General features: G+C 64.9%; 8 protein-coding genes and 1 pseudogene. 7 read left to right on the top strand and 2 right to left on the bottom strand.

Annotated elements, in window-relative coordinates; all coding sequences use genetic code 11:
* The 7 genes and pseudogenes from LCF60_RS22130 to LCF60_RS22100 all read left to right on the top strand — a co-directional run.
* A pseudogene (locus tag LCF60_RS22130) lies at positions 1 to 144 on the top strand (IS1380 family transposase); the annotation flags it as partial.
* A gap of 66 nt (positions 145 to 210) precedes the next feature.
* Positions 211 to 510: a hypothetical protein gene (locus LCF60_RS22125; RefSeq protein ID WP_292294712.1), complete on the top strand. Its 300-nt coding sequence runs from the start codon at positions 211 to 213 to the stop codon at positions 508 to 510.
* 360 nt (positions 511 to 870) lie between these two features.
* Positions 871 to 2,415: an ABC transporter substrate-binding protein gene (locus tag LCF60_RS22120; RefSeq protein ID WP_292294711.1), complete on the top strand. Its 1,545-nt coding sequence runs from the start codon at positions 871 to 873 to the stop codon at positions 2,413 to 2,415.
* A 71-nt stretch (positions 2,416 to 2,486) separates the two neighbouring features.
* Positions 2,487 to 3,404 carry an ABC transporter permease gene (locus tag LCF60_RS22115; protein WP_292294710.1) on the top strand — a complete coding sequence of 306 codons (918 nt, stop codon included), beginning with the start codon at positions 2,487 to 2,489 and terminating at the stop codon, positions 3,402 to 3,404.
* Positions 3,401 to 4,339 (top strand): ABC transporter permease, encoded by a 939-nt coding sequence (locus LCF60_RS22110; RefSeq protein ID WP_292294709.1) that lies wholly within the window; start codon positions 3,401 to 3,403, stop codon positions 4,337 to 4,339. Before LCF60_RS22115 ends, LCF60_RS22110 begins: the two co-directional genes overlap by 4 nt.
* Before the next feature lie 2 nt (positions 4,340 to 4,341).
* Entirely contained in the window at positions 4,342 to 6,174 is a 1,833-nt protein-coding gene (locus LCF60_RS22105; RefSeq protein WP_292294708.1) for an ABC transporter ATP-binding protein, read from the top strand.
* Positions 6,171 to 7,532, top strand: coding sequence for a lyase family protein (locus tag LCF60_RS22100; protein ID WP_292294707.1), 1,362 nt, complete (start codon positions 6,171 to 6,173; stop codon positions 7,530 to 7,532). The genes LCF60_RS22105 and LCF60_RS22100 overlap by 4 nt, the downstream gene beginning before the upstream one ends.
* Here LCF60_RS22100 and LCF60_RS22095 read toward each other — a convergent pair.
* Together LCF60_RS22095 and LCF60_RS24685 are read right to left on the bottom strand one after the other, a co-directional pair.
* A complete protein-coding gene (locus LCF60_RS22095) occupies positions 7,496 to 8,422 on the bottom strand; it encodes a LysR family transcriptional regulator (protein ID WP_292294706.1) in 927 nt (308 codons plus the stop codon). The two genes, LCF60_RS22100 and LCF60_RS22095, sit on opposite strands and share 37 nt — an antisense overlap.
* 404 nt (positions 8,423 to 8,826) lie before the next feature.
* Positions 8,827 to 9,003, bottom strand: a complete 177-nt coding sequence (locus LCF60_RS24685) for an HAD hydrolase-like protein (protein WP_363318453.1) — start codon at positions 9,001 to 9,003, stop codon at positions 8,827 to 8,829.
* Positions 9,004 to 9,217: the final 214 nt, after the last annotated feature.

The raw sequence follows: 9,217 nt of genomic DNA, 5'->3' as shown, positions 1-9,217 counted from the left end.
CAGCTCAAGCTGATCAAGATAGGGGCCCGCATGGTACGTCACGCCCGTGCGATCACCTTCCAACTGGCCGGGGTCGCGGTCACAGGCCCGATGGTGAGGGCCATTCTCGCTGCCATACGCAGATTGCGAGCGCCACCGATATAAGCGTGACCGCGGTCCAGACCTGCCCTGCCAAAAACGGCAGGACAGGTCTGTCCACCATGCTGATGAATGTCGCTGCCGAGCCAGAATGACGCGGCGTTGCCGCGCAATCCAACCACAATCGAGCGTTCCAAAGAGCGCAGTCAGCGCTCGGAAGGCGAAACAGTTGATCTGCTGGACTGTTCAGGCGATGTCCACGTCAAGCGGCAGGTCACTTGGGGGATGTCGGATGACGTGTGTTGGTCGTCAAGCAATGCGCGATTTATGATGCTTTCGCAGTGGCATAGCGTGTACCGAATTCTTGAAGCGGAACGACGCTTTGATCGGCCAATTTGGTTGAAAAACTCATGCGGCGCGAAAATGCTTTGAAAGATCATAACATCGCCTCCGACGGGCGGCCTGAACGGGTTCGATAAGGTGATGGTGGCGGAGCGGACGGAACCGGGATCGGACGCTCTCCACACGTAGGACACAGAACTCAACATTTCAGCGCGTGTTTCGATGTGACAACCTGCGCATGCACGACTGAAGTCCAACTGATCGCATGCGGCTTGACACGCACCGCCATCGCCACACAGCAGGATGGCTGCCGGCGTGTGGCGATGTCGAGGGCGGCAGGCTGGCTTGCCACGTCAACCGTTCGATAATGGTTAAGTGAGGTTCCAGTAATACCACTTGTTCGAACGAACCTGATTGCGCAAGCTTCGCCAATCGAAAGAGGAGGATCCCATGAAACTGACCCACACCTGGCTGGCTGGCGGCCTCGCCGCTTCGGCGCTGGCCGGCGCACCCGTGACCGCGGCTGCCGACCGGGCCGACGATACGCTGCGTGTCGCCTTTGCCGAAGAGATTCTGAATCTCGATTACAACTACACGACCAAACGGGAATATATCCTGCTGGCCGATCTGATCGACGAGGGGCTGTTTGGCTACGACCCCGAAACAAACGAATACGTACCGTCCGTGGCCACGGGCTTCGAGTATGTGGACGACCTGACGGTCGACGTGAATCTGCGCGACGGCGTCGCGTTCCACGACGGCCAGGCGCTTACGCCGTCCGATGTGGCCTATACCTACAACTGGATCATCGACGAGGAGAGCGAGTCGCAGGCCAAGGGAACGATCGAGCGCTGGCTGGACAGCGCCGACGTGCTGGACGAAGACACGGTGCGCTTCAATCTCAAAACGGAATACCCGCTGGTGATCCGCGACATGGCCCGCCGGGTACAGATCCGGCCCGAGGGCAGCTATCATGACGAGAACGGCGAGCCGGTGCAGGACGCCATGGCGACCGAGCATAATGGCCTTGGCCCGTACCGCGTTGCAAGCTTCTCGCCCGGCGAGGAGGTCGTGCTGGAGCGCTACGAAGGCTACCACGAAGAAAGCCCGAAGAATCCGATCGAGATCGGCAACGTGGTGATCCGCAACATTCCCGACATGGGCACGCAGCAGGCCGAGCTGATGTCCGGCGGCATCGACTGGATGTTCAAGGTCAGCCGCGACGTGGCCGAAAGCATGGGCGCGGCACCGAATGTGAATCATGTCACCTCGACCGACCTGCGCATCGGCTTTCTGGTACTCGACGCCTTCGGTCACACCGATCCCGACGGCCCGCTGACCGACAAGACGGTGCGGCAGGCGATGAACCACGCCGTCAACCGCCCCGAAATCGCGCAGTTCCTGATGGGTGGGGGTTCGCAGGCGGTTCATACCGCATGCCACCCGGCCCAGTTCGGCTGCACGCAGCAGGTGCCTGTTTACAACTACGACCCCGAGCGCGCGAAGGAACTGCTGGCCGAGGCAGGCTATCCCGACGGATTCGACCTGGAACTGTGGTCCTATCGTGACAAGCCCATTGCCGAGGCGGTGTCCGCCGATTTCGAGGCGGTCGGCATCGACGTATCGCTGCGCCACGTCAAGCTGGCCTCGCTGAACGAGGCGCGCGCCAACCGCGACATCCAGGCCTATTTCGGGACCTGGGGATCGGGCGGGACGCCGGACACCGCGGCCATCGCGCGGGTGCATTTCAACGATACGTCGGACCGCAACATGTCGAACAACCCCGAGGTCGTGGAAAACGTGCTGGCCGCTGAGGTGACGGGTGACCAGGAAGCGCGGCTGCGGCTCTATGCCGAGGCGCTGACCACGATCGCAGAGGAGGCCTACTGGGTGCCGCTGGTCAGCTACGCGCAGAACTTCCTCGTGTCGTCCGAGGTCGACTTCCCGACCTATCAGGACGGTCTGCCGCGCATCTACCGCGCAGGCTGGAAGTGACCTGACGCAGGGCCCGGCCGCACCACGCGGCCGGGCCCCTTTGGCCCATGTCTGGCCCTAGGAGAATTTCCATGACACGCTATATCCTGCAGCGCCTCGGCATCGCTCTCGCCGTCGCGGTCGCGCTGTCCTTCGTCACCTTCATGTTGTTGAACTTCGCCACCGATCCGGCCTACGCCATCGCCGGCGAGGACGCCGAGCAGGAGGTGATCGAGCAGATCCGCGAGACCTACGGTCTCGATCGCCCGGTGATGGTGCGGTACGCTGACTGGGCCAGCGGGATGCTCACGGGCGATTTCGGCGAAAGCTATTACTGGAACAAGCCGGTCGCCGCCCTCGTCGCGGACCGCGCGCCGGTCACGCTGCTTCTTTCAGTGATGGGGCTGGCGGTGACGATCCTGATCGCGCTGCCGCTGGGCATCCTCGCCGCGCTGAACCCCAACACCTGGATCGACCGGATGGCGTTGGGGGTGGCTGTGTCGGCACAGGCGGTGCCGAATTTCTGGCTCGGGCTGATCATGATCATCCTGTTTGCCGTGACCTTCCCGATATTTCCCGTCTCGGGCGACGACAGCCTGGCGCATTTCGTCCTTCCCGCCTTCGTGCTGGGGGCCAGTTCGGTACCCGCGGTGATGCGCCTGACCCGCACCGGCATGATCGAGGTGATGGAATCGGACTTCATCCGCACTGCGCGGGCCAAGGGGTTCCGCGGCGGTGATCTGGTGCGCCGGCACGCGCTGCGCAACGCGATGCTGCCGGTGATCTCGGTGCTGGCGGTGCAGCTTGGGCACAAGTTCTCCGGCTCGGTCATCACCGAGACGATCTTTGCCATCAACGGTCTGGGGCGTCTAGCGCTGGAATCGATCCTCGGGTCCGACATCCCGACCGTGCAGATCCTGATCTTCGTCTTCGCCATGGTGTTCGTTCTCATGAACCTGTTGGCCGACATTTTGAACGCGGCGCTCGATCCGCGACTGAGGCTGGGATGACCCATTTTTCCGATACCGACATCGCAGCCGAGGCCGCGCTGGCCAGGGACGGCGCCGAGGATACCCCGCCGCCCCCGTTGACTCCCGGCCAGCTGGTACGCGGTCGCGCGGCGAAGCATCGCGGCTTTCAGCTGGGGCTGGGCATCCTGGTCGCATTGATCATGACCGCCATCTTCGCGCCGCTCATCGCCCCGCACGACCCCTTCGTGCAAAGCTTGGCGAACCGGATGCAGCCGCCGGTCTGGTCCGAAGGCGGGACGTGGGAATACCCGCTGGGCACCGACGCGAACGGGCGCGACTACCTGTCCCGTCTCATCTACGGCACGCGGATTTCCCTTGCCGTGGGCTTTGGTGCCGCGACCATCGGGATGTTCATCGGCGTCACACTGGGCGTGATCTCGGGGTATTTCGGCGGCCGCGTGGACCAGGGCGTGAATTTTTTGCTGACCGCGCAGCTGGCCCTGCCGGGGCTGCTGCTGGCCATGGCGCTAGTGTTCATCATCGGACCGTCCGTCTGGGTGGTGATCGGCATCGTCGGTGTGCTGCACTGGACGTACTACCTCGTGGTGACGCGCTCCGCCACGATGCGCCTGCGCGAGATCGACTTCGTCGCCGCGTCCGAAGCCACAGGCGCGACCCGCTGGCAGATCATGTCGCACGAGATCCTGCCCAACCTGTCGAACCAGATTATGGTGATCTTCACCTTCGAGTTGGGCGTGTCGATTCTGGCCGAGGCGTCCCTGAGCTTTCTCGGCGTGGGCATTCAGCCGCCCAACCCGTCCTGGGGCCTGATGATCGCCGAGGGCAAGGAGGTCATGTTCTTCCGCCCCTGGCTGGTCGTGCTACCCGGAATCGCGCTTTTCCTTCTGGTCGTCGGCGCCAATCTGGTCGGCGACGGGCTGCGTGACATCACCTCGCCGGAAGGGAGGAACTGAGCATGGATGCCGCTGTTCTGGACGTCGACGGCCTGACCGTCGAGATCGACACCCCCAACGGCCCGTTGCGCGCCGTGAACGACCTGTCGTTGTCGCTACGCGCGGGGCGCAGCCTGGGCATCGTCGGCGAAAGCGGGTCGGGCAAGTCGATGACGGCTCTGTCGCTGATGCGGCTTCTGCCGGGATCCGCCCGTCTGACCGCGAACCACATGCGCTTCGGCGACGAGGATCTGACAGCCCTGTCCGATCCGGACTTTGTTGCGCGCATCGCGGGCCAGCGCATCGGCATGATCTTTCAGGAGCCGATGACCTCGCTCAACCCAGTCTACACGATCGGGCGGCAACTGACCGAAGGGCCGGTGCGCGCAGACCTGATGAGCAAGGCGCAGGCCACCGCCCGCGCGATCGAAATGCTGGACCGCACGGGCCTGCCCGACCCCGAAGCGCGGATGCGGCAATATCCCCACCAGTTGAGCGGCGGTCAGCGCCAGCGCGTGATGATCGCCATGGCGCTGATGACGCGGCCCGACCTGCTGCTGGCGGACGAGCCGACGACCGCGCTCGACGTGACCGTGCAGGCGCAGATCCTCGACCTGTTGCGCGACATCCAGCGCGATCTGGGCATGGCGATGATCCTCATCACCCACGACCTTGCCGTGGTCGCGGACACGGTCGACGACGTGGTCGTGATGTATCGCGGCGAGATCGTGGAGGCCGGACCGGTGGACGCAGTCCTACGCGACCCCTGCCATCCCTATACCCGCGCGCTGCTGCGCGCGGCGCCCACGGCGTTCGGCGTGCGCAGACGGCTGGGCGCGATCGCGGGCCAGATCGCCCCGGTGCACGGTCGGCTGAACGCCTGCGTGTTTGCCCCGCGCTGCCCGGCCGTGCGTCCCGCCTGCCGCAGTGCGCGTCCGCCCGCGCGCCCCGGCACCGCGCCGGGCCAAAGCTATGCTTGCGTGCTGGACCCGAACGAAGTGGCGCAGATCGTGCGCGCCGAAAGCACGTTGATGCCCGACAGCGTCAAGGCGGGCGAGCCGGTGATCGAGGCGATCGACGTGCGCCGCGTTTTCGAATCCCGGCCCGGCCTGATGCGCGCCAAACGCAGCATCGCGGCGGTCGACGGCGTATCACTGCAGGTGCATCGGGGAGAGACTTTCGCGCTGGTGGGTGAAAGCGGGTCGGGCAAGACGACGCTGTCGCGCATCCTTCTGGGTCTGGACGCGCCGACGTCCGGATCGGTTCGCATCGCCGGGCGCGACCTGACGGACCTGCCTCGAGGCGAACGGGGGCGACTGGTGCAACCGGTGTTTCAGGATCCCTATTCCTCGCTCAACCCGCGCCGCACCATCGGCAGCATCATCACCCGCCCGCTGGCGATCCAGAAGATCGGCGACGCCGCATCCCGCACCGCCCGACTGCACGCGGTCATGGCCGAGGTGGGCCTGCCCGAAGCTTTCGTGCACAACTATCCCAGCCAGTTGTCCGGCGGGCAGCGCCAGCGCGTCGCTATCGCCCGCGCCTTGGTGACCGAGCCGCGGATCTTGGTTTGCGACGAGCCGACCTCGGCGCTGGACGTTTCGGTGCAGGCGCAGATCCTGAACCTGCTGACCGATCTCAAGACCCAGCTGGGCCTGACGCTGTTCCTTGTGACGCACGACATTGCGGTGGTGCATCAGATGGCCGACCGCGTCGCGGTGATGAAGGACGGGCGCATCGTCGAACAGGATAGTGCCGACCGGGTGCTGCACACGCCCTCAGATCCCTATACCCGCGCCCTGCTGGAGGCGGTGCCGCGCCTTGCCGAGGAACGCGTGCCGGAGACTGCGCCATGAGCCCCGCGACCGAGTTCTTCGGCGATGCCGCGCGCTGGCAATCCTGGCTGGACGTAGAGGCCGAACTGGCCCGCGCTCAGGCCGAACTGGGCATGATCCCCGCCTGGGCCGGCGAGGCCATCGCGCAGGCCGCGCATCTCGACAGGCTCGACATCGATCGGCTGCGGTCCGAGATCGCGCGCACCATGGCGCCGGTCGCGGCGCTGGCGCGCGTCCTGGCCGAGGCAGCGGGCGATGCCGGCGCTTATGTCCATTGGGGCGCCACGACGCAGAACGTGATCGACACCGGGCGCCTGCTGGTCCTGCGCCGCTACCACGCCGATCTGGAGACGGCTATTGCCGGCGTGCTCGACCGGCTGGCTGGGATGGCGGAAAACCACGCGCAGACCGTCATGGTCGGGCGCACGAACCGCCAGCACGCCCTCCCTATCACCTTCGGCTTCAAGGTCGCCGGCTGGATCGAGGACATGCTGCACGTCGTCGACCAGCTCGACGAGGTGCAGCCGCGGCTCTTCCAGTTGCGCTTTGGCGGCGCCATCGGGGCCTATCAAAGCTTTGGCGATGCCGGCCCGCGGCTGGCCGCCTTGCTGGGACGACGCCTGAATTTGGCGCCGGCCCTCGTGCCGAACCGGACAGGCGCGGCACCGCTGGTGGAATACGTGACGAAGCTGGCGACGCTGGGTGTCGCCGCCGGCCGCATCGCGGACGAACTTTACCTGCTGATGCAGGAGGAGATCGGCGAGGTCAGCGAGACCCTCGCCAATGGCGTGGTCGGAAGCTCGACCATGCCGCACAAGATCAACCCGAAACTGGTCGTCGATCTGCGTGCCCGTGCCAACCTCTTGCGTGGGCGGGGTGGCGCGGCTCTGTCGGTTCCGACCGCCACCCACGAAGGCGACGCCGCCACCAACCGCGAACTGCGCCTGCTGACTGAGGAAACCTGCCCTGCCGCGCTGAGGGTCATGCGCGATCTCGACCGCGTCCTGTCCTCGGTCGCGGTGGATCGGACGCGGCTGCTCGAAAACGCGATGCAGCAGTTCGAACTCCTCGCCATGGAGCCGGTGATGATGCATGTCGCACCACATATCGGTCGGCAGCCGGCCCATGACCGACTGCACCGGCTGGTCGATGTGGCGGGGCGGAACGGAGCGTCGCTGCGCGCCCTGCTGCGCGACGACCCCGAAATCGGCGCGCATCTGGACGATGCGGCCCTGGAGGATTTGTTCGATCCCGCGCGCAATACCGGCCAGAGCGAACCGATCGCGCGCGCAGCTGCGGCCGCGGGGCGCACGCGCGCGACAGCGCTCCGCGAGCGGTGCGATCAACGCAACGCCACGCAGGCGGCCGTGTCCGCATAGGCCGCGCGCCCGGTCCGGATCTGCGCGCGCAGAGTATCGACGAAATCCAGTGTCTGGCCGGACACGCCGTCGGCCCCGGTGATCGAGGCGTATTCGGTCCACATTTCGTGGCGCAGGGGGCGCAGCGCGTAGTCCTTGGGTTCGAGCGTGCTGCACACCCGGTCAACCACCATCACCCCGGCGCCGTGCTTGACAAGCTCGAGCGCGATCACGGTCGAACCGGTCTCGACCGTGATGCGGGGTGAGACGCCGCAAGCCGTGCAGATCGCATCCATCCGCTGGCGCCAGCGTTGCCCCGACCTCAACGCGATCAGCGGAAGCTCGGCCAGCGCCTCGACCGGCACGGTCGTCTCGCGCGTCAGCGGATGGTCCAGCGGCAGCGCGATCTCGTAGCGCGCGGCCACCAGAGGCGCCGCGTCGAGCCTGATGATCGCGTTTTCCTGCGGCAGCGACACGACGCCTAAGTTGTATTCTCGCGCCGCGACCTTGCTCTCCATGTCGAAGCGTGTCTCGATGTCGAGACACGCTGCGGTTTCGGGATGCGTGTCGCGCCACACGGCCAGCGCCGGCGCTATCAGGGACTTCGCGATGGTTGCCGTACTGACAAGTCGCAGAGGCTCGGGCGACAGCGACACGACGTCGTTTGCAATGCCCGGAAGCTCGTCTATCCCCTTCAGGATATGCGCCGTGCGCTGATAGAACTCGCGTCCCTGATCCGTCATCTCGAGTCGGCGGCGCTGACGCGAAAAGAGTGCGAGCCCCAGTTCCGTCTCCAGAAGGGACAACAGGCGGCTCGCCGCGGACGTGCTGGTGTTGAGCCTGTCAGCGGCCGCCGAGAGAGAGCCAGTTTCGACCACGCCCCAGAACAAGCGCAGAGCCTTGACGTTCATGACCGCCGCCTGCCCGAAGGAAGCTCTGCATTCGACAAAATGCACTCCAGCGTTTGGCTCGGGCGATCACACATTCTCATTCCAGTTCGCGGTTCAAGACAAGAGCGGTGCAGACAAACCGATGGGCACATCGATACTTTGTACTGGGGGCCCAGTTTTGAGACAGCGCGTTCTCTCATCATGCTGCCATCTTAATCCCCTCGGCGGCTTCGGATTCAAGGGCTTTTTGTTCAGCCCCGATCTGATCGGGTGTCTTATACCGGTGGCGCTGCGGGAGCCGTGAGGTCTGATCCCAGGCTGGCCGGTTCCAAATACTCTCACCGGTCCCGTTGGCCTTGTCAGACCGACCTTGCCCTGGACACAGCGAAGCCGAAGTGAATGATCAGACGATCATCGAAAGTAGTTCATCGGCGGGTGGACCGGTGTAGTTTCTCAGATTTCTCACATGCAAAATCGGGCACTATGCCACAAGGCGATACGTTGTCCCTGTAATCACACTCCGCGAATAACCCGTGAGCGGAGACCAGCACGGTGCGCATACCGGCCGCACATCCACCGAGAATGTCGGTATGAACCCGCATTCCCCATGTAATTCGCTGATTTCGCTGTCCTGACCTTGGTATTTCTTATATAAATCATGGTGTTGATGGCTGAGGAGAGCGGGTTCGATGGATCACCCGGAGGGTGCGGGCTCACAGCGGTCAGATCGGGTGGAATTCGACCCTCGCGTGCGGCTGGAATTTCGCGGCACGCAGCTCAGCTCGGACGGCGGTCTTCTGGTGATGCGCGAGCTTG

This window comes from Marivita sp. (assembly GCF_020055635.1).
Taxonomy (GTDB): Bacteria; Pseudomonadota; Alphaproteobacteria; order Rhodobacterales; family Rhodobacteraceae; genus Marivita.
This window is presented reverse-complemented; position numbering and strand designations above follow the sequence as displayed.